This is a genomic window from Candidatus Pseudomonas phytovorans, assembly GCA_029202525.1.
In the GTDB taxonomy this organism is placed as follows: Bacteria; Pseudomonadota; Gammaproteobacteria; order Pseudomonadales; family Pseudomonadaceae; genus Aquipseudomonas; species Aquipseudomonas phytovorans.
Map to the genome: position 1 here is coordinate 5,903,993 of CP119325.1, position 22,833 is coordinate 5,926,825.

Below are 22,833 nucleotides of genomic sequence, written 5' to 3' on the forward strand. Positions count from 1 at the left end.
CGTAGTCTGCTCACAGCAAGGTTTGAAGAGGCCATCATGACAGTACCTATTGCCATCATCGGGGCCGGTATCGCCGGCTTGTCAGCGGCCCAGGCCTTGCAAAAGGCCGGGCAATCCGTGCATCTGTTCGATAAAGGCCACGGCAGTGGCGGGCGCATGGCCAGCAAACGCAGCGAGGCCGGTGCGCTGGACCTCGGCGCCCAGTACTTCACTGCACGGGACCGGCGCTTCGTCGAGCAGGTGCAAGAGTGGGTAACCGCTGGCTGGGCCGAGCAGTGGAAGCCCCAGCTGTACAACTACCGCGATGGCGAGCTCACCCCCTCCCCTGACGAGCAGACGCGCTGGGTAGGCGTGCCACGCATGAGCGCCATCACCCGCGGCCTGCTCAAGGATGTGACAGTAAACTTCGGCTGCCGCATCGCCGAGGTATTCCGCGGCAAGCAGTACTGGCACCTGCAAGACACCGAAGGCTGCAGCCATGGCCCCTACAGCCGCGTGGTGATCGCCGTGCCAGCCCCCCAGGCCACGCCGCTTCTGGCCTCCACACCGAAACTGGCCGCCGTGGCTGCGGGCGTGCAAATGGAGCCTGTGTGGGCTGTCGCCCTAGGCTTCCAGGCACCGCTGGACACCCCGATGCAAGGCTGTTTCGTGCAGGACAACGCGCTTGACTGGCTGGCTCGAAACCGCAGCAAGCCCGGCCGCGACGAGCAACTCGATACCTGGGTGTTGCACGCCACCTCTGACTGGAGCCGGCAGCACATCGACCTGTCCAAGGAAGAAGTGATCGAACAGCTGTGGGGCGAATTCGCCGAGCTGGTCGGTTGCGTGGTGCCGGCACCCACCTTCGCCCTGGCCCACCGCTGGCTCTATGCGCGCCCAGGCAGCAATCATGAGTGGGGCGCACTGGCCGACGCTGATCAAGGCTTGTACGCCTGCGGCGACTGGTGCCTGTCCGGGCGGGTAGAAGGCGCCTGGCTCAGCGGCCAGGAAGCAGCGCGACGACTGCTGGAACACTTGGAGTGATGTAGCGCTATACACAAATTCTAGTTTGCATAACTTCCGGGCTGTGCTGGAATAAACTTGTACAAGATATTTGCTTCGTACAGGTTTACCGGAGGCAGCCATGCACGACCCATCAGCCCACAGCAAGCCGCGTATCGCCATCAGCGCCTGCCTGACCGGGCACAGCGTGCGTTACAACGGCGGCCACAAAGCCTCAGACCTGTGCCGCACGCAACTGGATGCCCATTTCGAATGGCTGCCGGTGTGCCCGGAAGTTGCCATCGGCCTGGGCGTACCGCGTGACCCTATCCGCCTGGTCGGCAATCCCGAACGACCGGAAGTGCTCGGCACCCGTAACCCTGACATGGACCTGACCGGCCCGCTACGCAGCTATGGCGAGCAGATGGCCGCCGAACTCGACACCATCTGTGGCTATATCTTCATGCAAAAATCCCCCTCCTGTGGCCTGGAGCGGGTCAAGGTGTACCAGGACAACGGCCACCCGGCCTTTCAGGGTGGGCGCGGCGTGTATGCCCAGGCCTTCTGCGCGCAACGCCCCGACCTGCCAGTCGAAGAAGAGGGTCGCCTGCATGACCCGGTATTGCGCGAGAACTTCATCACCCGCGTGTACGCCTACGCCGATTGGCAGCGCCTGCTGGCCGAAGGCCTTAGCCGTGGGGCCCTGGTACGTTTTCACTCGCGTTACAAATACCTGGTGATGGCCACCAATCCCCAGGCCTACCGCACCTTGGGCCGCCTGCTCGGCAGCATGAGCAAGGATGACGACCCTCACAGCATCGGCCCACGCTATTTCAGTCAGCTGATGCAGGCCTTGAGCCGCTGTGCCAACCGCGGCACTCACTGCAATGTGTTGCAGCACCTCAGCGGCTATTTCAAGGACAGCCTGACCCAACAGGACAAAGCCGAGTTGCAGACAATCATCAGTCAGTACCAGCAAGGCGTTGTGCCGCTGGTGGTGCCGCTGACCCTGCTCAAGCACCATTTGCGCAAGCACCCCGACCCCTACCTGCAGCAGCAAGCCTACCTGCAGCCGCACCCCGAGAGCCTGGGTTTGCGCAATGCGGTCTGAGCAATTGCTGCCCATCGGCGAACTGGCCCGCCGCACCGGCGTCAACCCGGTCACCCTGCGCGCCTGGGAACGCCGATACGGCCTGCTCAAGCCCCAGCGAACCGCCAAAGGGCATCGCCTGTACCCGCTGGAACAGGTTGAGCGGGTCGAGGCAATTCTTGGCTGGTTGCAGCGTGGGGCATCGGTCGGCCAGGTTCGCGAGCTGCTCGACAAACCTTCCAGCACGCCGCCCAAAAGCGACTGGCAGGCCCGGCAATTTCAACTGATCGAGGCCATTGCCAACCTGTCACAGCGCGCCCTTGACCAGCAGCTCAACCAGGCCATGGCCCTGTACCCGGCCGTTACCCTGTGCGAACAACTGCTGCTGCCGCTGCTCGACCTCCTCGACCTGCGCTGGCGCAACTACTTCAATGCACAGCTGGAACAGGCGTTTTTCCACAGTTGGCTTCGCAGCAAGCTTGGTGCCCGCGTCTACCATGACAACCAGTTGCTGCAGGGCCCTGCGGTGTTGCTGGTGGAAGACAGTGAACGTGCCTTCAGCCCCGGCTTGTGGCTATGCGCCTGGCTCTTCACCAGCAACGGCTTTCCGGTCGAGGTGCTTGAGCACCCGGTTGCCGGTCCGCACCTGCAACGCGCCATCACCACGCTCAACCCTCGCGCCGTGCTCCTGCACCTGGGCCCACGCATCGATGCCAAAGCACTGCAACGCACCCTGCACAACCTGCCCATGACAACCTTGGCCGGCGGCCCGACGCTGGTGTTGCATGAAGCGCAGCTGCATGGCCTCAAGCTACCCAACCTCGCCCTGTTCGAAACCCCGCAGGCGGCATTGCGCTTGCTTCAAGCCCATGACCGCCCGCCTGTAGAGATGAATGCCCCATGCACCTGACCTGGCTGCGCAGCGACCTGCGCATCAATGACAACACCGCACTCAGCGCCGCTACGGAGCGCGGCCCGACCATCGCGCTATGGCTGGTCAGCCCCGGACAATGGCAGGCCCATGATGACGCCGCCTGCAAAGTCGATTTCTGGCTGCGCAACCTGCGCGACCTGCGCCAGTCGCTGGAAAGCCTGAATATCCCCCTGCTGATCCGTACCGTCGACACTTGGGACCAGGCCCCCCAGGCAGTGCTCGACGTATGCCGCCAACACCAGGTGCAAAGCGTGCACTGGAACGAAGAGTACGGCATCAACGAACAGCAGCGCGACGATGCCGCCCGCACCCTGCTGGAAAAGGCGTCCATCCAGGCTTGCAGCCACCTCGACCAACTGCTTTTCCGCCCAGGCACCATCCTCACCCGCAGTGGTGACTACTTCCAGGTGTTCAGCCAGTTCAAGAAAAACTGCCTGGAACACTTGCACCGTAGCCTGCCTGCCTTGGCCCACCGGGTTAAGCCTCAGGCACCGCTGCAGATCCACAGTGACCCGATCCCGCAGCAGGTGGACGGCTTTGAAACACCCGCGCAGGCCTTGCGTGAATATTGGCCAGCAGGGGAAGCCGAGGCGCAGGGGCGGCTGTCCCGCTTTCTGGACGAAACCATCGATGACTACCAGCTACTGCGTGACCTGCCAGCCAAGCCCGGCACCAGTCAGCTTTCTGCCTACCTCGCCGCTGGCGTGATCTCGCCCCGCCAGTGCCTGCACGGTGCCCTGGCCAGCAACCGCGGCGAGTTCGACAGTGGCAGTGCAGGCGTGCAGACCTGGATCAACGAACTGCTGTGGCGGGAATTCTACAAACACATCCTGAGCGGTTATCCACGAGTCTCGCGCCACCGCGCCTTTCGCGCGCACACCGAAGCCCTGCCCTGGCGCGATGCACCGGCCGACCTCGAAGCCTGGGAGCAGGGCCGCACGGGCTTCCCGATTATCGACGCCGCCATGCGCCAGTTGCTGCACACCGGGTGGATGCATAACCGCCTGCGCATGGTCGTGGCCATGTTTCTCAGCAAGAACCTGCTGATCGACTGGCGCAAGGGCGAGCGGCACTTCATGCGCCACCTGATAGACGGCGACCTGGCCGCCAACAATGGCGGCTGGCAGTGGAGCGCGTCCACCGGCACCGACGCCGTGCCGTATTTCCGTATATTCAACCCGATTTCGCAGTCGCAGCGCTTTGACCCGCAAGGGCGCTTCATTCGCCAATGGTTACCTGAACTGGAGGGGCTCGATGAAAAAACCATCCATCAACCGATGAAATCAGCGGATCTTTTTGCTAATAGTTTGTATCAAAGTCCAATAGTAGAACTCAGTAGTAGTCGCTTGCGTGCATTGGAAGCTTTCAAAAGCCTGCCGCGCCAGCAGCATCAGGGGGCAACGTCTTGATTAACTCACGCAGGTTTTGGGTTACAGGCGCAAGCAATGGACTTGGCTTGGCTTTGGTGGAACGGATGCTGGAACAGGGGCATCGCGTCGCAACAAGTGGTAGGGATGATGAAGGGCTCGATGCCTTGAGCACGCGCTATGGCAGCCAACTGTTGCGCTTGCCTTGGCAGCTGCATGACGAACAACAGGCAGCGGCTGCCTGCCAGCAAATATGCCATGCCTGGTGCTCGCTGGATGGTCTGATCATCAATGCGGGCACCAGTGACTACCTGGCTGATGATGTACCCGACAGCGAGCTGATCGAGGCCATCGTCACCAGCAACCAGCTGGCCGCAGAGCATTGCCTGGCCCATGCATTGCCCTTGCTGGAGAAGGGAGATTCGCCTCAGGTGATGGCGGTTTTCAATCGCTATTCAGCGTTGCAGCTGTACGCACCGACGCAGGTGACGGCAGGCTGGAACAACACGCCACAGTGGATGCGCGAGCAACGCAAGGCACTGAAGGCCCAAGGGGTTGAACTGACAGTGGTGGCGCCGCAATCGCCGAAGACGCCGTTGACGTCCACGCTGGCGATACCTGAGGAATGGACACCGCAGAGTGCGGCACAAACGTTGCTGCAGCGTTGGCCCCAGGGTGAACCAGAGCTGGTACTGGAAACCTTGGACCTTAGCGGCCTGTGGCCCTTGGCGCGCTAAGATTTGAGAGCTGTACTGACTTCTTCGCCCAGGTTTGGCGCGAGGAAGTCGGTGCAGGTGAGATCAGAGCGCCATGCGGTAATGCAGGCTATAGCTCTCCACGCCATCATTTGGCTGCTTGATGCCGGCGTTGGAATAGTGAATCGCCCGTACCCCGATCTCATGCCCGCCGGCGAAGCGCAAGCCAAAGCCGATGCGGTCCTCAAACTGAAACGCCGAGCCGAGTTCGTTGCTTTCCAGCTCGGTGCTGGAGAATGCCGCCACACCGATTCCCGCTTCGATGTAGGGCTTTACCGACTGCCCGGCAAATTCATAGACGAATACCGGCGCAAAAGACAGGCTATGGTTGCTGGCCGTCTTGTCGCCATCCCAATAGGTGTAGGCCCCATCCCAGTAGCCGGTCAGCCGACCGACGCTGGTCTGCCACCAGCTCACGTCCCAGTTCGATTGCAGCCCCAGCCGATACACCATCGTCGAGTCACCGGTCTGCCCCACTGAAAACGAAACGTCGGCAGCCTGCGCCGACATCGCTTGCCCCAAGGTAAAGGCGGCAGCCGCCGCCAAGCCGAGCAGTTTCTTCATGAGAAACATCCTTCTTCCTGATGCTGTTATTAGTGTCCGCCTCATGCCAGGCGAAGCGGTAGAAAGCAGAAGTGGAACGATAGTTCAGCTGTATTTCACGTTTTTTTCACAACGCGAAGCTTTGCACATCGCCGGACTCATGCCACAGCACAGGTAGGATTTTTCTCAGGGTTTGTGGGGCAGCGCTGGTCCAGAAACGGGCCTCGCCGGCCGGGCCTTCGGCCAGCAGGTCATTGGCACCCAGCAGCCGCTGCAACTGACGCGCCACGGCCGCGCCCGTGTCGATGATCGCCACATCCGCTGGTACCAGGTCGGCCAGTAACGGGCGCAAGAAGGGGTAATGAGTGCAACCGAGGATCAGCGTGTCGCAGCCGGCGGCCAGCAACGGCTGCACATAGCCAAGCAACATCTGGCGCAGCGCCAGGCTGGCGAGGTCGCCAGTCTCGATCAGTTCGACCAGCCCCGGGCAAGGCTGAGTGATGACCTGCACGTCGTTGGCAAAGCGGTCGAGCAAGGCGGCGAACTTGGCGCTCTGCAGGGTCCCGGTAGTGGCCAGCACACCGACCACGCCCGAGCGGGTCGCCGCCGCTGCGGGCTTCACGGCAGGCTCCATGCCCACCAGCGGCCAGGTCGGGTACAACTCGCGCAAGTCGGCCACCGCCGCCACCGTGGCGGTATTGCACGCCAGGACCATGGCCTTGGCCCCTTGCTCCTGGAAGAACGCGGCGATGCGCCGGCAGCGTTCACGGATGTAGTCCGGCGACTTCTCACCATAAGGCACGTGGCCGCAGTCGGCCACATACAGCAGCGTCTCGTTGGGCAGCAAGCGCTGGATCTCGGCGAGCACCGACAAACCGCCGACCCCCGAGTCCATCACGCCGACCGGCGCCGAACGCTCAGCCATCGCGCTTGCCGCAGACTGCGCAAGCCGGGTCGCGCTTGACGCGCAGCTCGCGGATACGGGTGCCAAGAGCATCGATCAACAACAGACGGCCGACCAGCGGCTCGCCGAACCCGGCCAGCAGCTTCATCGCCTCCAGCGCTTGCAGGCTGCCCACCAGGCCCACCAGCGGCCCGATAACCCCAGCTTCGCTGCAGGTCAGTTCATCTTCACTGCCATGCCCATACAAACAGTGGTAGCAGGGGCTGTAGTCGCGCCGAGGGTCGAACACCGACAACTGCCCTTCCAGGCGGATCGCCGCGCCGCTCACCAGCGGTTTGCCAGCCGCCACACAGGCAGCGTTGACCGCTTCACGGGTAGCAAAATTGTCGGAGCAGTCCAGCACAAGGTCGACCGCCGCCACAGCAGCGGCCAACGTGTCTTCATCCAGGGCCTGGCGATGGGCAACCAGGTCGATCTCCGGGTTGATCGCGTGCAAGCGCTGCAAGGCCGAATCGACCTTGCTCATGCCGACGCTGGCACTGTCGTGAATCACCTGGCGTTGCAGGTTGGTCAGGTCGACGGTGTCGAAGTCGGCGAGGTGCAGTTCACCTACCCCGGCCGCAGCCAGGTACAGTGCGACCGGAGAGCCCAGGCCGCCGAGGCCGACGATCAGAGCCTTGCTCTGCTTGAGCCGCAGTTGGCCGTCGATATCGATCTGGGCCAGCAATACCTGCCGGCTGTAACGCAGCAATTCCTCATCACTCAGCATGGCAGGCGCCCCAGGGTAATGCGTTCATGGCCGCCCAGATCCGTTCGGCTGGCGACCTCGTCAAAGCCCTGCTCAGTCAGCAATGCACGTACCGCCGCTGCCTGGTCGTAACCATGCTCCAGCAACAGCCAGCCACCCGGCAACAGGTGCGCAGGGGCTTGGGCGGCGATCACGCGCAAATCGTCCAGGCCATCGGCGCCGGCCACCAGCGCACTGCTGGGCTCAAAGCGCACGTCACCCGCTACCAGATGCGGGTCTGCGGCGGCGATGTAGGGCGGGTTGCTGACGATCAAGTCAAAACGCTCGCCGGCCAGGCTGTCGAACCAGTGGCTTACCCGGACCTGGGCGTTGGCCAGGCCCAGGCGCTGGCGGTTACGCTCGGCCAGGGCAGCGGCCTCTTCCACCCGGTCAACCGCTGTGACCTGCCAGGCCGGGCGATCGCTGGCCAGGGCCAGGGCAATCGCACCGGTACCGGTGCCCAGGTCGAGGACCTTGGCTGGCGAGGCGGCTTGCAGTTCGAGGGCGGTCTCGACCAGTAGTTCGGTATCCGGCCGCGGGATCAGGGTATGCGGCGCCACTTCCAGGTCGATCTTCCAGAAACCCTGCTGCCCGAGAATGTAGGCGACCGGCTCACCGCCACGGCGGCGCTGCAGGTAACCGGCGTAGGTCTCGGCATCTTCGCTGCTGACGATCCGCTCGGGCCATGTGTGCAGGTAGCTGCGCGACTTGCCGATGGCCGCCGCCAGCAGCAATTCGGCATCCAGCCGCTCGGTGGGCGATTCGGGCAGCTGCGCGTTGCGCAACAAGCTGGCGATGATAGTCATCAGTCCCCCAGGGCAGCCAGTTGATCGGCCTGGTATTCGGCCAGTAGCGGTTCGATCACTGCGTCCACGCCACCGCTGAGGATGTCATCCAGCGAGTACAAGGTCAGGTTGATACGGTGATCGGTCACACGGCCCTGTGGATAATTGTAGGTGCGGATGCGCTCGGAACGGTCTCCGGAGCCCACCAGCAGCTTGCGCTCGCTGGCAATCGCGTTCTGCGCGGCGCTGGTCTGCATGTCGTTCAGCTTGGCCGACAGCCAGGACATGGCACGGGCACGGTTCTTGTGCTGCGAACGCTCTTCCTGGCACTCCACCACGATACCGGTGGGCAAGTGAGTGATGCGGATTGCAGAGTCGGTCTTGTTGACGTGCTGGCCGCCTGCACCGGATGCACGATAGGTGTCTACGCGCAGGTCGGCCGGGTTGATTTCGATGGCTGCCTGTTCATCCGGCTCGGGCAGCACCGCCACCGTACACGCGGAGGTGTGCACACGGCCTTGGGATTCGGTTTCGGGCACGCGCTGGACACGGTGAGCGCCAGATTCGAACTTGAGCTTGCCGTAGACGTGCTCACCCTCGACACGGGCGATGATTTCCTTGTAGCCGCCGTGCTCGCCTTCGTTCTCGGACAGGATCTCCAGGCGCCAGCCGCGTTTTTCGGCATAGCGCGAATACATGCGGAACAAATCGCCGGAGAAGATCGCCGCCTCGTCGCCACCGGTGCCGGCGCGGATTTCGAGGAACACGTTGCGGCCATCGTTGGGGTCTTTGGGCAGCAGCATGCGTTGCAGCTTCGCCTCCAGCGTCAGCAACTGTTCCTTGGCTTCACGCACTTCTTCCACGGCCATTTCGCGCAGGTCCGGATCGCTGTCCTTGAGCAGCGCCTGGGCACCTTCAAGGTCGCCCTGGACTTTGCACCACTCTTTATAAGCAGCGTAGACCGGCTCGACCTCGGAGTATTCACGGGAATACGCGCGAAAGCGCGTCTGGTCGGAAATGACCTCGGCATCACCGAGCAGGGCGGTGAGCTCTTCGAAACGGTCCTGGAGAATATCCAGTTTATTCAGCAGCGACGCTTTCATTGCGGGGATTTGTCCGTGGAGCCCTCGTTGAGGGCAAAGAGTTCCTGGGCCATGGCCAGCGCATCAAGGCGGCCCTCGGCCGAGAGCTTTTTCAACTGCACGCTGGGCGCATGCAGGAGTTTGTTGGTCAGCCCCCGGGCCAATTGGGCCATTACCTCTTCGGGGTTGCCGCCGTTGGCCAGCAGGCGCTGGGCCTTTTGCAGTTCTTCGTCGCGCAGGCGCTCGCTTTGTTGGCGATAGGCCTTGAGCACGTCCACCGCAGCCAGTTCACGCAGGCGCAGCATGAAGTCTTCGGCGCCCACCGACACCAGTTCTTCGGCCGCCTGGGCTGCGCCCTGGCGGCTCTTGAGGTTTTCTGCCACCACGTCGTGCAGGTCATCGACCGTGTACAGGTAGACGTCGTCCAGCTCGCCGACTTCAGGTTCGATGTCGCGCGGCACGGCAATGTCGACCATGAAGATCGGCTTGTGCCGGCGCTGTTTCAGCGCACTCTCGACCGCGCCCTTGCCCAGGATCGGCAGCTGGCTGGCGGTGGAGCTGATGACGATGTCGCTGTTGGCCAGCTCTTGGGGGATGTCGGCCAGCAGTACGGCATGCGCGCCGAACTGCTCGGCCAGGATGCTGGCCCGCTCCAGGGTGCGGTTGGCCACGACGATACGACGCACGCCCTGCTCATGCAGGTGGCGGGCGACCAGGGTGATGGTTTCGCCGGCACCGATCAACAAGGCCTGGCTTCGGGCAAGGTCGCTGAAGATCTGCTTGGCCAGGCTGACCGCGGCAAACGCCACCGAGACCGGGTTTTCACCGATGGCGGTGTCGGTGCGCACCTGCTTGGCAGCGCTGAAGGTGGCCTGGAACAGGCGCCCAAGCAACGGGCCGACGGTGCCGGCCTCGCGCGCAACGGCGTAGGCGGACTTCATCTGGCCAAGAATCTGCGGCTCGCCCAGCACCAGGGAGTCCAGCCCCGAAGCCACGCGCATCATGTGCTTCACGGCATCGTGCTCTTCATGCACATAGGCACTGGCGCGCAGCTCGTCCAGGCTGAGGCGGTGATAGTCGGCCAGCCATTGCAGCACGGCGTCGGCAGACAGGTGGTCCTGCTCTATATAGAGCTCGCTGCGGTTGCAGGTCGACAGGATCGCCGCCTCGCGGCTGGAAGTCAGTCGGCAGAGCTGTTGCAGGGCGTCTACCAGCTGCTCTGGGGTAAACGCCACGCGCTCGCGTACGTCTACCGAGGCAGTCTTATGGTTGATACCAAGTGCAAGAAAGGCCATGCAAGGTCGCTGGTTGTGACGGGAAGCCGATAATTGTCCTCTTTCGCAGGTTTTAGAACAACCACCGTTCGCTATTGTCGTGATAGCAGTAGGGTATGCCGATTTCACAGGCGACAACGATGTTGTGGCGGACACCCAGCACCGCCTCCGTTACGGAACCCTCCACCCCCTCAAAGGTCGCAGTTAACCAGAATCAGCACAGGTGGGTTTGCCCCCGCGCTTGTGTCATCATGCTCCGACCGCCGGTGAGTCCCCCAAAAGCCTTCTATGAACAAACCATACGCATTGCTGCTTGCCTTCGCCCTGCTCCAGGGCTGCCAGAGCCTGGCCCCGCAAAAGGCCGAGCCTCCCGTCGCCGAAGCCGGCAAGGGCGAGGCAGAGAAGCCCGTGGTGTATGGCTCGTTCAAACAGGACACGCTGTATAGCCTGCTGGTCGCGGAGCTGGCCGGCCAGCGCAACCGCTTCGACATCGCCCTGGCCAACTACACCGACCAGGCAGCCAAAACCCAGGACCCGGCGGTTTCCGAGCGCGCCTACCGTATTGCCGAATACCTCGGCGCCGACGAACCGGCGCTGGACAACGCGCTGGTCTGGGCCCGCAACGACCCGCAAAACCTCGACGCCCAGCGCGCCGCCGCCATCCAGCTGGCCCGCGCCGGCCGCTATGACGACTCCATGGCCTATATGGAAAAGGTGCTGCAGGGCCAAGGCGACACCCACTTCGACTTCCTCGCCCTGTCTGCCGCCGAAACCGACCAGAGCACCCGCGACGGCCTGCTGCAAAGCTTCGAACGCCTGCTGGTGAAGTACCCGGACAACGGCCAGCTGGTGTTCGGCAAAGCCCTTCTGCTGAACCAGGACGGCAAGGCCGAAGAGGCGCTGGAGCTGCTGGAATCGCACCCGACTCAAAACGGCGAAATTGCCCCGATCCTGCTGCGCGCCCGTTTGCTGCAGGCCCTGGACCGCGGCCCCGAGGCACTGCCACTGCTGCGCGGCGCCATCCGCGACAACCCGGATGACAAACGCCTGCGCCTGACTTACGCCCGCACCCTGGTCGAACAGGACAAAATCGCCGATGCCAAAGGCGAGTTCCTCAGCCTGGTCCAGCAATACCCCGACGATGACGAACTGCGTTACTCACTGGCCCTTGTGTGCCTGGAGAACAAGGACTGGGATGAGGCCGAAGGCTACCTGCAGGAGCTGATCGAGCGCGACAGCAATGTCGACGCAGCACACCTGAACCTGGGCCGCATCCGCGAGGAACGCCACGACCCCGCTGGCGCGTTGCGCGAGTACGCCCTGGTCGGCCCAGGCCCCGACTACCTGCCGGCGCAGTTGCGCCAGGCCGACATCCTGATTGCCAACGGCCGCGGCACCGAGGCCTCGCGCCTGCTCGCCGAGGCCCGCGAAGCCCAGCCGGACTACGCCATCCAGCTGTTCCTGATCGAATCGGAAAGCTACAGCAACAACAACAAGGACGCCCAGGCCAGCCAGGTCCTGCAGCAAGCCATCCAGCGTTACCCGGACGACCTCAACCTGCTGTACACCCGCGCGATGCTGGCTGAAAAGCGTGACGATCTTGTGCAGCTGGAAAAGGACCTGCGCGCCATCATCGCCCGCGAACCGGAAAATGCCATGGCGCTGAACGCCCTGGGCTACACCCTGGCCGACCGCACCACCCGCTACAGCGAAGCCAAGGCGCTGATCGACAAGGCCCACCAGCTGACGCCGGACGACCCGGCGGTACTCGACAGCCTGGGGTGGGTCAACTATCGCCTGGGCAACCTCGACGAGGCTGAAACCTACCTGCGCCAGGCCTTTGCCAACTTCCCCGATCACGAAGTGGCCGCCCACCTGGGCGAAGTGCTGTGGGCCAACGGCAAGCGCCGCGAAGCCCGCCAGGTATGGGCCAAGGGCTTCGAAGCCCAGGCCGACAGCCCCATCCTGCGCAAGACCATCCTGCGCCTGACCGGATCCGAGACCCTTTAACGCCATGTTCCTGCGCCATTGCATTACCTTTACCCTGATCGCCCTGCTGGCCGGCTGTACCGGCTTCGGCAGCCGCGAGGCCCTGCAAGGTCACGGCGACCCGCAACAGTGGCGGGCCCATAAAGCGCAGTTGAGCAGCCTTGATGGCTGGCAGATCAACGGCAAAGTCGGCATCCGCGCCCCGCGCGACTCCGGCAGTGGCACGCTGTTCTGGCTGCAGCGCCAGGACTACTACGACATTCGCCTGGCAGGCCCGCTCGGCCGCGGCGCCGCACGCCTCACCGGCCGCCCCGGCGGCGTGGTGCTGGAAGTCGCCAACCAGGGCCGCTTCGAGGCCGCCAGCCCGGAAGCCCTGCTAGAAGAGCAGCTTGGCTGGAAACTGCCGGTGTCGCACCTGGTCTGGTGGGTCCGTGGCCTGCCCGCCCCCGACAGCAAGAGCAAGCTGACCCTGGACGGCGACAGCCGCCTGGCCAGCCTCGAACAGGACGGCTGGCAAGTGCAGTACCTGAGCTACACCGAGCAGAATGGCTACTGGTTGCCCGAACGCCTGAAACTGCACGGCAAGGATCTGGACGTGACCCTGGTGGTCAAGGACTGGCAGCCACGCCAGCTGGGGCACTGATTTCATGCACACGCTTACCCTGCCCGCCCCGGCCAAGCTCAACCTGTGGCTGCATATCATTGGCCGCCGCGCGGATGGCTATCACGAGCTGGAAACCGTATTCCAGTTCCTCGACCATGGCGACGAACTGCGTTTCGCCGTACGTGACGATGGCGTGATCCGCCTGCACACCGAGATCGAGGCGGTACCGCATGACAGCAACCTGATCGTGCGGGCCGCGCGCAAGTTGCAGGAACAGTCCGGCAGCCCGTTGGGCGCCGACATCTGGCTGACCAAGGTGCTGCCCATGGGTGGCGGTATCGGCGGTGGCAGCTCGGATGCCGCCACTACCCTGCTGGCCCTCGCCCACCTGTGGCAACTGGACTGGGACGAAGACCGCCTGGCCGCACTGGGCCTGAGCCTGGGCGCGGACGTCCCGGTGTTCGTGCGCGGCCATGCGGCGTTCGCCCAAGGGGTGGGCGAAAAGCTGACCCCGGTCGACCCCGAAGAGCCTTGGTATGTCGTGCTGGTGCCGCAAGTGTCTGTCAGCACAGTAGAAATTTTTTCACATCCGCAGTTGACACGTGATTCACTCCCCCTTAAGATGCGCCCCGTTCCCAAGGGAAACAGTCGAAATGACTGCCAACCGGTGGTAGAGCAGAATTACCCGGAAGTTCGCAATGCGTTGAATTCACTGGATAAATTCACTGAGGCTCGACTAACCGGCACTGGAAGTTGTGTGTTTGGGGCCTTCCCAAGCAAAGCCGAAGCTGATAAAGTTCTGGCCCTTCTTTCAGCGACCCAAACAGGGTTTGTGGCGAAAGGAAGCAATATTTCGATGTTGCATCGCAAGCTGCAAAGTCTGGTCAAGAAGTCGAGCGCATAAGCGTTCGCAGCAACAGATACAGGGGCGTCGCCAAGCGGTAAGGCAGCAGGTTTTGATCCTGCCATGCGTTGGTTCGAATCCAGCCGCCCCTGCCATTTTCCTATACTCATCCAGGTATACCCTCAGCCTTCAGGTACTGCGCGTGTCCAAGATGATGGTCTTTACGGGGAACGCTAACCCCGATCTGGCTCGGCGTGTCGTACGTCAGCTGCATATCCCTCTCGGTGACGTCTCTGTCGGTAAATTCTCCGACGGCGAGATCAGTACTGAGATCAATGAAAATGTCCGCGGTAAAGACGTCTTCATTATTCAGCCGACTTGTGCCCCGACCAACGATAACCTGATGGAACTGGTAGTGATGGCCGACGCCTTCCGCCGCTCCTCAGCATCCCGAATCACCGCCGTGATTCCTTACTTCGGATATGCCCGCCAGGACCGCCGTCCGCGTTCGGCACGTGTAGCCATCAGCGCCAAAGTTGTCGCTGACATGCTCACTGTCGTGGGTATCGACCGTGTTCTCACCGTCGACCTGCACGCTGACCAGATCCAAGGCTTCTTCGATATCCCCGTCGACAACATCTACGGCTCGCCCGTACTGGTTGACGACATCGAAGACCAGCGTTTCGAGAACCTGATGATCGTCTCCCCGGACATTGGTGGTGTCGTGCGCGCACGTGCCGTTGCCAAGTCCCTGGGTGTCGATCTGGGTATCATCGACAAACGCCGCGAAAAGGCTAACCACTCCGAGGTTATGCACATCATCGGCGACGTCGAAGGGCGCACCTGCATCCTGGTAGACGACATGGTCGACACCGCCGGCACCCTGTGCCACGCGGCCAAAGCCCTGAAAGAGCACGGCGCTGCCAAGGTTTACGCCTATTGCACGCACCCTGTCCTGTCGGGCCGCGCGATCGAGAACATCGAGAAGTCGGTTCTGGACGAGCTGGTGGTGACCAACACCGTTCCGCTGTCCGCCGCTGCTCAAGCCTGTAGCCGTATCCGCCAGCTGGATATCGCACCGGTTGTCGCTGAAGCGGTGCGCCGCATCAGCAATGAAGAATCGATCAGCGCGATGTTCCGCTAAGCGGAACGCGTGTTGATGTGAAGCGCCCCGCCCCAACACGTGTTGGGGCGGGGCTTTTTTGCCATCCCCGTTGGCGCTGGTCGCAAACGCCCTCGGGGGGCTATTTTGGAGAAACAAAATGACTGATTTTATCCTGAACGCCCAAGCGCGTACTGACCTGGGGAAAGGTGCGAGCCGCCGCCTGCGTCATGCGCTGAGCATCCCTGCCGTTGTCTACGGTGGTGACAAAGAAGCTCAATCCCTGACCATCCTGGCCAAGGAAATCACCAAGCTGTTCGAAAACGAAGCTGCCTTCAGCCACGTTATCGAACTGAATGTTGACGGTGTTAAGCAGAACGTCATCATCAAGGCCATGCAGCGTCACCCAGCCAAGCAGTTCATCATGCACGCCGACTTCGTTCGCGTCGTTGCTGGCCAGAAACTGACCGCTGTTGTTCCAGTGCACTTCATCAACGAAGAAGCACCGGTCAAGAAAGGCGGCGAGATCTCCCACGTTGTTGCCGAGATCGAAGTTTCCTGCGAAGCCAAAGACCTGCCTGAGTTCATCGAAGTTGACCTGGCCAACGCCGAAGTCGGCACCATCATCCACCTGTCGGACCTGAAAGCTCCGAAAGGCGTAGAGTTCGTAGCTCTGGCCCACGGTGATGACAAAGCTGTTGCCAACGTTCACGCTCCACGCGTTGCTCCAGAAGCAGAAGGCGCTGCCGAGTAATCCACTCGCACGCCGGCGTTGATCGGGTTACAGTGCCGCGCGCACTGTGACCCACCAACTCCAAGGAAGAGCCCCTGACGTGACCGCCATCCAGTTGATCGTTGGCCTGGGTAACCCCGGCCCCGAATACGAACAGACCCGGCATAACGCAGGGGCTCTTTTCGTTGAACGCATTGCCAGCGCACAGCGTGTTTCGCTCGCCGCTGACAAAAAGTATTTCGGCCTGACGGCTAAATTCAGCCATCAGGGCAACGACGTTCGTTTGTTGATCCCCACCACCTACATGAACCGTAGCGGCCAGTCCGTCGCGGCCTTGGCCAATTTCTTCCGCATCAAGCCGGAAGCGATCCTGGTGGCGCACGACGAACTCGACCTGCCTCCGGGCGTTGCCAAGCTCAAGCGCGGCGGCGGCCATGGTGGGCACAACGGCCTGCGCGACATCATCGCGCAGCTCGGCAACCAGAACGACTTCCACCGCCTGCGGCTTGGCATTGGCCACCCGGGCGACGCCAAACTGGTCTCCAACTTCGTCCTGGGCCGCGCGCCGCGCGCCGAGCAGGAGAAGCTCGACGCCAGCATCGATTTTGCCCTCGGCGTGCTGCCGGACGTGCTTGCCGGCGACTTTGCCAAGGCAATGCGCGAGCTGCACAGCCAGAAGGCCTGATTTCCTTTAGAGAGGGGAATACCCATGGGTTTCAACTGCGGCATCGTCGGCCTGCCCAACGTCGGCAAGTCCACCCTGTTCAACGCCCTTACCAAGTCTGGTATCGCGGCGGAGAACTTCCCTTTCTGCACCATCGAGCCGAACAGCGGCATCGTGCCGATGCCCGATGCCCGTTTGGCTGCGCTGGCTGAAATCGTCAAGCCAAACCGCATCCTGCCGACCACGATGGAATTCGTCGACATCGCCGGCCTGGTGGCTGGCGCCTCGAAAGGCGAAGGCCTGGGCAACAAGTTCCTCGCCAACATCCGCGAGACCGACGCCATTGCCCACGTGGTGCGCTGCTTCGAAGACGAGAACGTGATCCACGTTTCCAACAGCGTCGACCCCAAGCGTGACATCGAGATCATCGACCTCGAACTGATCTTCGCCGACCTCGACAGCTGCGAAAAGCAACTGCAGAAAGTGACCCGCAACGCCAAGGGCGGCGACAAGGAAGCCCTGGCGCAGAAGGCCATCCTCGAAAAACTGATCCCGCACTTCACCGAAGGCAAGCCTGCGCGCAGCCTGATGAAGAACATGGCTGACGACGAAAAAGCCGTCATCCGTGGCTTCCATCTGCTGACCAGCAAGCCGGTGATGTACATCGCCAACGTGGCCGAAGACGGCTTCGAAAACAACCCGCACCTGGACGTGGTCAAGGCCATCGCCGAGGAAGAAGGCGCGGTCGTGGTGCCGGTGTGCAACAAGATCGAAGCAGAAATCGCCGAGCTGGACGACGGTGAAGAGAAGGACATGTTCCTTGAGGCCCTGGGCCTGGAAGAGCCTGGCCTGAACCGCGTGATCCGCGCCGGTTACGAGCTGCTGCACCTGCAAACCTACTTCACCGCTGGCGTGCAGGAAGTACGTGCCTGGACCGTTCGCGTCGGTGCCACCGCACCGCAAGCGGCCGGGGTTATCCACACCGACTTCGAAAAAGGCTTCATCCGTGCTGAAGTGGTGGCCTATGACGACTTCATCCAGTTCAAGGGTGAAAGCGGTGCCAAGGAAGCCGGTAAATGGCGCCTGGAAGGCAAGGATTACATCGTCAAAGATGGCGACGTGATGCACTTCCGCTTCAACGTCTAAGCGGTAGCCTGCTGTAACCACAAACCCCTTGAAGCGCTCGCCTCAAGGGGTTTTGTTTTTTCACCACTTTCAAGGCATGCATCCGAGCTGTAGCGGCGTTGTGTCGCGAAGGCATGCAACACAGCCCCGGTTCTCAGCACAGATATTAAGGTAACGGTGGGACTGCGCCGCCGCCCCCCAACAGTCAGAAACGTGCTTCGACAACCTTGAACGGGTAGGCCACGGCCTTGTACTTGCCGATCTTGCCGCGCTTGGGCAGCTTCACCACCTGGTCGCGGGTGATGTCCTTGTACGGAATACGGCTGAGCAGATGGCTGATGATGTTCAGGCGGGCGCGGCGCTTATCGTTGGAGTGGGCCATGAACCACGGTGCCCAGGCGGTATCCGACGCGGCGAACATGTCGTCGCGCGCCTGGGTGTAGTCATCCCAGCGGGTGTACGACTTGAGGTCCATGGGCGAAAGCTTCCACAGCTTGCGGCCATCGTTGATGCGATCCTGCAGGCGGTGAGTCTGCTCTTCGGCGCTGACCTCAAGCCAGTACTTGATGAGGATGATGCCCGACTCGACCATCACCTTTTCGAACACCGGTACTCCGGTGAGGAACTTGTCGACGAGTTCACCGGAGCAAAAGCCCATTACCCGCTCCACCCCCGCCCGGTTGTACCAACTGCGATCGAAGATCACCACCTCGCCCGCTGCGGGTAAATGCCCCAGATAGCGCTGCAGGTACATCTGGGTTTTTTCCCGCTCTGTCGGTGCCGGCAGCGCCACCACGCGAAACACCCGCGGGCTGACGCGCTCGGTAATGGCCTTGATGGTGCCGCCCTTGCCGGCGCCATCGCGGCCTTCGAAAACGATACAGACCTTAAGGCCTTTAGCTACCACCCACTCCTGCAATTTCACCAGTTCCACATGCAGGTGCTTGAGGGCTTTATCGTAGGCCTTGCCGCCCAGTTTTTCTGGCTGTTCCTGGGTGGGTTTCTTCCTGGACGGCTTCGACATGACACTCTCCCGAGGCGAATGAAGAGTCAGTATGGTCGATTCATGACAGTTTGCCGCTGCGCCTGCAGGTTGATGCGGGGGTTGCCGTTGCAGCCCCCGCAAAGCGCTATTTGGCCAGCTTGCTGTAACTGGTCATCAGGTTGCGGTAGTCCGGGATATGGTTGGAGAACAGCGTCCCCAGCCCTTCAATGTCGTTGCGCCAGTCACGGTGCAGCTCGCAGGCCACGCCGAACCAGGTCATCAGTTGCGCCCCGGCCGCCTCCATGCGCCGCCAGGCCGAATCACGGGTCAGTTCGTTGAAGGTGCCGGAGGCGTCGGTGACGACGAACACCTCAAAGCCCTCCTCCAGCGCAGACAGCGCCGGGAAGGCCACGCACACTTCAGTGACAACGCCAGCGATCAGCAGCTGCTTCTTGCCGGTGGCTTTTACTGCTTTGACAAAGTCTTCGTTGTCCCAGGCGTTGATGTTGCCGGGGCGTGCAATGTAGGGGGCGTCAGGGAACTGTTCTTTCAGCTCCGGCACCAGCGGGCCGTTAGGGCCGGTCTCGAAGCTGGTAGTGAGGATGGTCGGCAGCTTGAAGTATTTGGCCAGGTCGGCCAGGGCCAGCACGTTGTTCTTGAAGCGGTCGGGGTCGATATCCCTTACCAGCGAGAGCAGGCCGGTCTGGTGGTCGACCAGCAACACGGCGGCGTTGTTCTTGTCCAGACGCTTGTATTGGAAGGTCACGGTGGATCTCCTTGCTTCAGCGGGTTGGGAGTATCAGCGTAGGCAAGGATGTGAGGCGCACGGGACCGCCAGTCGGTTTGGTTGTAGTTGGCTGTACTGGCCTCATCGCCGGCAAGCCAGCTCCCACAGGTTCACCACAGGCCAAAGGCTTGCGCAGTACCTGTGGGAGCTGGCTTGCCGGCGATGAGGCCAGTACAGCCATCACAGGAATGACGTCAGTACTCTCGCCGTTTGCGAAATGCCCAGCGCCCCACCAGCACCGTGAAAGTCGCCACCAGTGCCACCAGCACCCAGAAGCCATGGGGGTTTTCCGACAGGGGCACGCCGCCGACGTTCATGCCGAAGAAGCCGGCGATGATGTTGATGGGCAGCGCCAGCACGGTGACCACGGTGAGGGTGAACAGGGTGCGGTTGGTCTGTTCGTTGACCTTGGCGGCGATTTCTTCCTGCAGCAGCTTGATCCGCTCGCCCAGGGCGGTGAGGTCGCTGATGACCAGAGTGAATTCCTCGGTGGCCGCGCGCAATTGGCGTATGTCCTGTTCCTGCAACCACTCGGGCGGCCGGTTGAGCAGGCGCAGCAAGGCCCCCGGTTCCAGTGCCAGCAGGCGCTGCAAGCGCACCAGCACCCTTCGCATGCTGCCCAGTTCGGCACGGTTGTCGCTGAGGCGCTGGGATAATAATTGGTCTTCGATGCGGTCGACGCTGGTGGTGGTTTCACGCACGATCTGGGTCAGTACATCGCCCTGGTCGCGCAGCAGGTGGACCAGCAGTTCGATGGACGAATGAAAGCGCTCACCATGCTTGACCGACGAGCGCAGCTTGTCCACCGAGTGCAACGGCTGTAATCGCGCGCTTACCAGCAACTGGCTGCTGGCACAGGCCCACAGCGTGGAAATGTCCGACGACACCAGGCCAAAGTTGAATACCACGTCGTTGACCACTGCCAGCAGTGCCGAGTCAGCGTGCTCGATGCGGGTCGAGCGGGAGCCCTCCCGCAGGGTTTCAAAGAAGGCGTCGGGCAACTGCAGGTGGGTGCGCAACCAGCGTTCGCAAGCGGCATGGGCCAGGTTCAGGTGCACCCACAGGAACTCGCCGGGCTCCAGCGGCTGGCCGAGCTTGTGCAGCAATTGCGCCGAGTCGATCTCGCGCCCGGGCTGGCCGGGGCGAAAGGCGAAAGCGTAGAGCAGGCCGAACAGGTCGTGATCCTGTGGCAGGTGCAGCGCGGGATGGCCCATTCGAACTCGCAATGAGGCACGGGGAGATGGCAGAAATGTTGCTGAATATTCGTTGCAGTCAGATGACAGCAAATTTCTCGGCAGAGGCTCCCTACTTGGTCGGTTACTTAGTCGGTTACTTGGTCGCTCTCTTCGACTTCGATCAACACACCTTGAACCACAGATCGCGCGAGGGTAAAGGAAGCGTGAGCATCACTTCACAAATTCCTGAACTGATTATTTGCCTTCAGCGATTTGTTCCCTCGCCAACCGCCACCAGAATCGCTTCACCATAATCACAAAAACCGTGAGGCCACTCCCGTGGACCAGACACTCCAGGTACGGCAAGCCGCCGCCGACCTCGTTGCCGCCTTTGCCAGCAACGACACCGCCCGCTACTTCGCCTGCTTCAGCGAAGACGCCACCTTCCTTTTCCACACCGTGCCGCAACCGCTGCTGTCGCGCCGTGCCTACGAAGACCTCTGGGCCCAGTGGCAGGCCGAGGGCTTTGCCGTGCTCGCCTGCGAGTCGGGCAATGCCCAGGTAAGCCTGCAAGGTGACGTGGCGATCTTCATGCACGATGTGGCCACACATATCCGCATCGCCGGTGAAGAACACCAGTTGAACGAGCGCGAGACCATCGTCTTCCGCCGCCAGGGTGAGCAGTGGCTGGCCTGCCACGAGCACCTGTCGGTCGTTTCGCCGGCCTGATTACCTTTTTACGCGGCCCTGCCGCCCTGCCATCGCACCCACAAGAAGGCCCGCGCCCTGCGCAGGCTACAACAACCGCGCTGGAGCATCACCATGAGCCACTCGACCGGTATCGAGACCAACGGCGTCGAACAGATCCCCGCCGATCAACGCGACGCCTCCCCGCTGGACCTGTTCCGCCTGATCTTCGGCGGTGCCAATACCTTCGCCACCGCTGTGCTGGGCAGCTTCCCCGTGCTGTTCGGGCTGTCGTTCCAGGCGGGCGTGTGGGCCATTCTGCTCGGCGTTGGCGTCGGCGCGCTGATTCTTGCGCCGATGGGCTTGTTCGGTGCACTCAATGGCACCAACAACGCCGTTTCGTCGGGCGCTCACTTTGGCGTGCATGGGCGTATCGTCGGCTCGTTCCTGTCGCTGCTCACGGCGGTGGCGTTCTTTTCGCTGTCGGTGTGGAGCTCAGGTGATGCCCTGATCGGCGGCGCCAAACGCCTGGCCGGCCTGCCGGAAACCGACCTCACCCTGGGCCTGGCCTACGGGCTGTTCGCGGTGCTGGTATTGGTGGTGTGCATCTTCGGCTTCCGCTTCATGCTGTGGGTCAACAAGATTGCCGTGTGGGCTTCGAGCCTGCTGTTCCTGCTGGGCATCGCTGCCTTTGCCGGGCCGTTCGACGCCGGCTACGCCGGTAGCGTCAACCACGGCCAGGCGGGCTTCTGGGCGGCGTTCGTCGGCGCAGCAATCCTGGCCATGAGCAACCCGGTGTCGTTCGGCGCCTTCCTGGGCGACTGGTCGCGCTATATCCCGCGTGAAACACCCAAGGCGCGCATCATGCTGGCGGTGGTTGCGGCCCAGGGCGCAACGCTGATTCCGTTCCTGTTCGGCCTGTGCACCGCCACGTTGGTGGCGACCCAGGCACCGGACTACATCGCCGCAAACAACTACGTGGGTGGCCTGCTGGCGGTGGCGCCAAGCTGGTTCTTCCTGCCGGTGTGCCTGATTGCGGTGATCGGCGGCATGTCTACCGGCACCACTGCGCTGTATGGCACCGGCCTGGACATGTCCAGCGTGTTCCCGCGCCTGCTCAGCCGCGCAGGCGCCACGCTGCTGATCGGCGTGCTGGCGATCGGCTTCATCTTCGTTGGCCGCTTCACCTTCAACCTGGTGCAGAGCGTTTCGACCTTTGCGGTACTCATCATCACCTGCACCAGTCCGTGGATGGTGATCATGATCCTCGGCCTGATTACCCGCCGCGGCTTCTACCACGCCGATGACCTGCAGGTATTCACCCGCGGCCAGCGTGGTGGCCACTACTGGTTCCTGCATGGCTGGAACTGGCGCGGCATGGGGGCATGGCTGCCCAGCGCGGCAGTGGGCCTGTGCTTCGTCAACCTGCCGGGGCAGTTCGTCGGCCCGCTCGGTGACCTGGCTGGCGGCATCGACCTGAGCCTGCCGGTCACCCTGGGGCTGGCGGGCGTGCTGTACCTGCTGCTGCTCAACCTGTTCCCTGAACCTGCTGGCGTGTATGGCCCTCGCGGCCCGCGTTGGGTGCGTTGCAAAAGCACCGCGCACACGCCTGTAACCTCTGCCGAAATGGCCTGAC

General features: G+C 62.4%; 23 protein-coding genes and 1 tRNA gene. 15 read left to right on the top strand and 9 right to left on the bottom strand.

What is annotated here, in order from left to right:
• The first annotated feature begins 36 nt into the window (after window positions 1–36).
• The 5 genes from P0Y58_26070 (at window position 37) to P0Y58_26090 (ending at window position 5,109) form a co-directional block, all read left to right on the top strand.
• Window positions 37–1,023, top strand: a complete 987-nt coding sequence (locus P0Y58_26070; protein WEK30317.1) for an NAD(P)/FAD-dependent oxidoreductase — start codon at window positions 37–39, stop codon at window positions 1,021–1,023.
• A 100-nt stretch (window positions 1,024–1,123) separates the two neighbouring features.
• Window positions 1,124–2,092 (top strand): DUF523 and DUF1722 domain-containing protein, encoded by a 969-nt coding sequence (locus P0Y58_26075; protein WEK30318.1) that lies wholly within the window; start codon window positions 1,124–1,126, stop codon window positions 2,090–2,092.
• On the top strand, window positions 2,082–2,981 hold the full coding sequence (locus P0Y58_26080; GenBank protein WEK30319.1) for a MerR family transcriptional regulator: 900 nt from the start codon (window positions 2,082–2,084) through the stop codon (window positions 2,979–2,981). The genes P0Y58_26075 and P0Y58_26080 overlap by 11 nt, the downstream gene beginning before the upstream one ends.
• Complete coding sequence (gene phrB / locus P0Y58_26085; protein WEK30320.1) at window positions 2,972–4,414, top strand: deoxyribodipyrimidine photo-lyase; 1,443 nt, start codon at window positions 2,972–2,974, stop codon at window positions 4,412–4,414. The genes P0Y58_26080 and phrB overlap by 10 nt, the downstream gene beginning before the upstream one ends.
• On the top strand, window positions 4,411–5,109 hold the full coding sequence (locus P0Y58_26090) for an SDR family NAD(P)-dependent oxidoreductase (protein ID WEK30321.1): 699 nt from the start codon (window positions 4,411–4,413) through the stop codon (window positions 5,107–5,109). The genes phrB and P0Y58_26090 overlap by 4 nt, the downstream gene beginning before the upstream one ends.
• 63 nt (window positions 5,110–5,172) lie before the next feature.
• Here P0Y58_26090 and P0Y58_26095 read toward each other — a convergent pair whose 3' ends face one another.
• From P0Y58_26095 to hemA, 6 genes are all read right to left on the bottom strand, one after another.
• Window positions 5,173–5,691, bottom strand: coding sequence for an acyloxyacyl hydrolase (locus P0Y58_26095; protein ID WEK30322.1), 519 nt, complete (start codon window positions 5,689–5,691; stop codon window positions 5,173–5,175).
• Window positions 5,692–5,797: 106 nt separating this feature from the next.
• Window positions 5,798–6,595: a glutamate racemase gene (gene murI / locus P0Y58_26100; GenBank protein ID WEK30323.1), complete on the bottom strand. Its 798-nt coding sequence runs from the start codon at window positions 6,593–6,595 to the stop codon at window positions 5,798–5,800.
• The gene (locus tag P0Y58_26105; GenBank protein WEK30324.1) at window positions 6,588–7,343 is read right to left on the bottom strand and encodes a molybdopterin-synthase adenylyltransferase MoeB; all 756 of its coding nucleotides are present in this window, start codon (window positions 7,341–7,343) and stop codon (window positions 6,588–6,590) included. The genes murI and P0Y58_26105 overlap by 8 nt, the downstream gene beginning before the upstream one ends.
• Window positions 7,337–8,167, bottom strand: a complete 831-nt coding sequence (gene prmC, locus P0Y58_26110) for a peptide chain release factor N(5)-glutamine methyltransferase (protein WEK30325.1) — start codon at window positions 8,165–8,167, stop codon at window positions 7,337–7,339. Before prmC ends, P0Y58_26105 begins: the two co-directional genes overlap by 7 nt.
• A complete protein-coding gene (gene prfA / locus P0Y58_26115; protein WEK30326.1) occupies window positions 8,167–9,249 on the bottom strand; it encodes a peptide chain release factor 1 in 1,083 nt (360 codons plus the stop codon). The genes prmC and prfA overlap by 1 nt, the downstream gene beginning before the upstream one ends.
• Window positions 9,246–10,523, bottom strand: coding sequence for a glutamyl-tRNA reductase (gene hemA / locus P0Y58_26120; protein ID WEK30327.1), 1,278 nt, complete (start codon window positions 10,521–10,523; stop codon window positions 9,246–9,248). The genes prfA and hemA overlap by 4 nt, the downstream gene beginning before the upstream one ends.
• Before the next feature lie 267 nt (window positions 10,524–10,790).
• Between hemA and P0Y58_26125 the strand changes: the two genes are divergently transcribed.
• The 8 genes from P0Y58_26125 to ychF all read left to right on the top strand — a co-directional run bounded on the left by P0Y58_26125 (window position 10,791) and on the right by ychF (window position 17,584).
• Window positions 10,791–12,512: a tetratricopeptide repeat protein gene (locus P0Y58_26125; protein WEK30328.1), complete on the top strand. Its 1,722-nt coding sequence runs from the start codon at window positions 10,791–10,793 to the stop codon at window positions 12,510–12,512.
• 4 nt (window positions 12,513–12,516) lie between these two features.
• The gene (lolB, locus tag P0Y58_26130; protein ID WEK30329.1) at window positions 12,517–13,134 is read left to right on the top strand and encodes a lipoprotein insertase outer membrane protein LolB; all 618 of its coding nucleotides are present in this window, start codon (window positions 12,517–12,519) and stop codon (window positions 13,132–13,134) included.
• Between the two features lie 4 nt (window positions 13,135–13,138).
• Window positions 13,139–13,999, top strand: a complete 861-nt coding sequence (gene ispE, locus P0Y58_26135; protein WEK30330.1) for a 4-(cytidine 5'-diphospho)-2-C-methyl-D-erythritol kinase — start codon at window positions 13,139–13,141, stop codon at window positions 13,997–13,999.
• A 20-nt stretch (window positions 14,000–14,019) separates the two neighbouring features.
• Window positions 14,020–14,094 (top strand) — tRNA-Gln (locus tag P0Y58_26140).
• 47 nt (window positions 14,095–14,141) lie between these two features.
• Window positions 14,142–15,083 carry a ribose-phosphate pyrophosphokinase gene (locus P0Y58_26145; protein ID WEK30331.1) on the top strand — a complete coding sequence of 314 codons (942 nt, stop codon included), beginning with the start codon at window positions 14,142–14,144 and terminating at the stop codon, window positions 15,081–15,083.
• A 118-nt stretch (window positions 15,084–15,201) separates the two neighbouring features.
• Window positions 15,202–15,795, top strand: coding sequence for a 50S ribosomal protein L25/general stress protein Ctc (locus P0Y58_26150; protein WEK30332.1), 594 nt, complete (start codon window positions 15,202–15,204; stop codon window positions 15,793–15,795).
• Window positions 15,796–15,874: 79 nt separating this feature from the next.
• Window positions 15,875–16,459, top strand: coding sequence for an aminoacyl-tRNA hydrolase (gene pth, locus P0Y58_26155; protein WEK30333.1), 585 nt, complete (start codon window positions 15,875–15,877; stop codon window positions 16,457–16,459).
• Window positions 16,460–16,483: 24 nt separating this feature from the next.
• Window positions 16,484–17,584 carry a redox-regulated ATPase YchF gene (ychF, locus tag P0Y58_26160; protein WEK30334.1) on the top strand — a complete coding sequence of 367 codons (1,101 nt, stop codon included), beginning with the start codon at window positions 16,484–16,486 and terminating at the stop codon, window positions 17,582–17,584.
• Window positions 17,585–17,768: 184 nt separating this feature from the next.
• Here ychF and ppk2 read toward each other — a convergent pair whose 3' ends face one another.
• From ppk2 to P0Y58_26175, 3 genes are all read right to left on the bottom strand, one after another.
• Window positions 17,769–18,587, bottom strand: coding sequence for a polyphosphate kinase 2 (ppk2, locus tag P0Y58_26165; GenBank protein WEK30335.1), 819 nt, complete (start codon window positions 18,585–18,587; stop codon window positions 17,769–17,771).
• Window positions 18,588–18,693: 106 nt separating this feature from the next.
• A complete protein-coding gene (gene ycaC, locus P0Y58_26170; protein WEK30336.1) occupies window positions 18,694–19,314 on the bottom strand; it encodes an isochorismate family cysteine hydrolase YcaC in 621 nt (206 codons plus the stop codon).
• Window positions 19,315–19,529: 215 nt separating this feature from the next.
• Window positions 19,530–20,549, bottom strand: a complete 1,020-nt coding sequence (locus P0Y58_26175) for a transporter (GenBank protein WEK30337.1) — start codon at window positions 20,547–20,549, stop codon at window positions 19,530–19,532.
• Window positions 20,550–20,849: 300 nt separating this feature from the next.
• Here P0Y58_26175 and P0Y58_26180 point away from each other — a divergent pair, with 300 nt between their 5' ends.
• Together P0Y58_26180 and P0Y58_26185 are read left to right on the top strand one after the other, a co-directional pair.
• The gene (locus tag P0Y58_26180; GenBank protein ID WEK30338.1) at window positions 20,850–21,239 is read left to right on the top strand and encodes a nuclear transport factor 2 family protein; all 390 of its coding nucleotides are present in this window, start codon (window positions 20,850–20,852) and stop codon (window positions 21,237–21,239) included.
• Between the two features lie 93 nt (window positions 21,240–21,332).
• Window positions 21,333–22,832, top strand: a complete 1,500-nt coding sequence (locus P0Y58_26185) for a cytosine permease (GenBank protein ID WEK30339.1) — start codon at window positions 21,333–21,335, stop codon at window positions 22,830–22,832.
• The last annotated feature ends 1 nt before the right edge of the window (window position 22,833 follow it).

Bases quoted from the DNA above. Each gene is read 5' to 3' on its own strand.
- P0Y58_26150 (WEK30332.1), top strand. From the start codon at position 15,202: ATGACTGATTTTATCCTGAACGCCCAAGCGCGTACTGACCTGGGGAAA.
- P0Y58_26105 (WEK30324.1), bottom strand. From the start codon at position 7,343: ATGCTGAGTGATGAGGAATTGCTGCGTTACAGCCGGCAGGTATTGCTG.
- prfA (WEK30326.1), bottom strand. From the start codon at position 9,249: ATGAAAGCGTCGCTGCTGAATAAACTGGATATTCTCCAGGACCGTTTC.
- phrB (WEK30320.1), top strand. From the start codon at position 2,972: ATGCACCTGACCTGGCTGCGCAGCGACCTGCGCATCAATGACAACACC.
- P0Y58_26185 (WEK30339.1), top strand. From the start codon at position 21,333: ATGAGCCACTCGACCGGTATCGAGACCAACGGCGTCGAACAGATCCCC.
- P0Y58_26125 (WEK30328.1), top strand. From the start codon at position 10,791: ATGAACAAACCATACGCATTGCTGCTTGCCTTCGCCCTGCTCCAGGGC.
- P0Y58_26070 (WEK30317.1), top strand. From the start codon at position 37: ATGACAGTACCTATTGCCATCATCGGGGCCGGTATCGCCGGCTTGTCA.
- P0Y58_26075 (WEK30318.1), top strand. From the start codon at position 1,124: ATGCACGACCCATCAGCCCACAGCAAGCCGCGTATCGCCATCAGCGCC.
- P0Y58_26175 (WEK30337.1), bottom strand. From the start codon at position 20,549: ATGGGCCATCCCGCGCTGCACCTGCCACAGGATCACGACCTGTTCGGC.
- ispE (WEK30330.1), top strand. From the start codon at position 13,139: ATGCACACGCTTACCCTGCCCGCCCCGGCCAAGCTCAACCTGTGGCTG.
- ychF (WEK30334.1), top strand. From the start codon at position 16,484: ATGGGTTTCAACTGCGGCATCGTCGGCCTGCCCAACGTCGGCAAGTCC.
- ppk2 (WEK30335.1), bottom strand. From the start codon at position 18,587: ATGTCGAAGCCGTCCAGGAAGAAACCCACCCAGGAACAGCCAGAAAAA.
- prmC (WEK30325.1), bottom strand. From the start codon at position 8,167: ATGACTATCATCGCCAGCTTGTTGCGCAACGCGCAGCTGCCCGAATCG.
- murI (WEK30323.1), bottom strand. From the start codon at position 6,595: ATGGCTGAGCGTTCGGCGCCGGTCGGCGTGATGGACTCGGGGGTCGGC.
- P0Y58_26080 (WEK30319.1), top strand. From the start codon at position 2,082: ATGCGGTCTGAGCAATTGCTGCCCATCGGCGAACTGGCCCGCCGCACC.
- P0Y58_26095 (WEK30322.1), bottom strand. From the start codon at position 5,691: ATGAAGAAACTGCTCGGCTTGGCGGCGGCTGCCGCCTTTACCTTGGGG.
- lolB (WEK30329.1), top strand. From the start codon at position 12,517: ATGTTCCTGCGCCATTGCATTACCTTTACCCTGATCGCCCTGCTGGCC.
- hemA (WEK30327.1), bottom strand. From the start codon at position 10,523: ATGGCCTTTCTTGCACTTGGTATCAACCATAAGACTGCCTCGGTAGAC.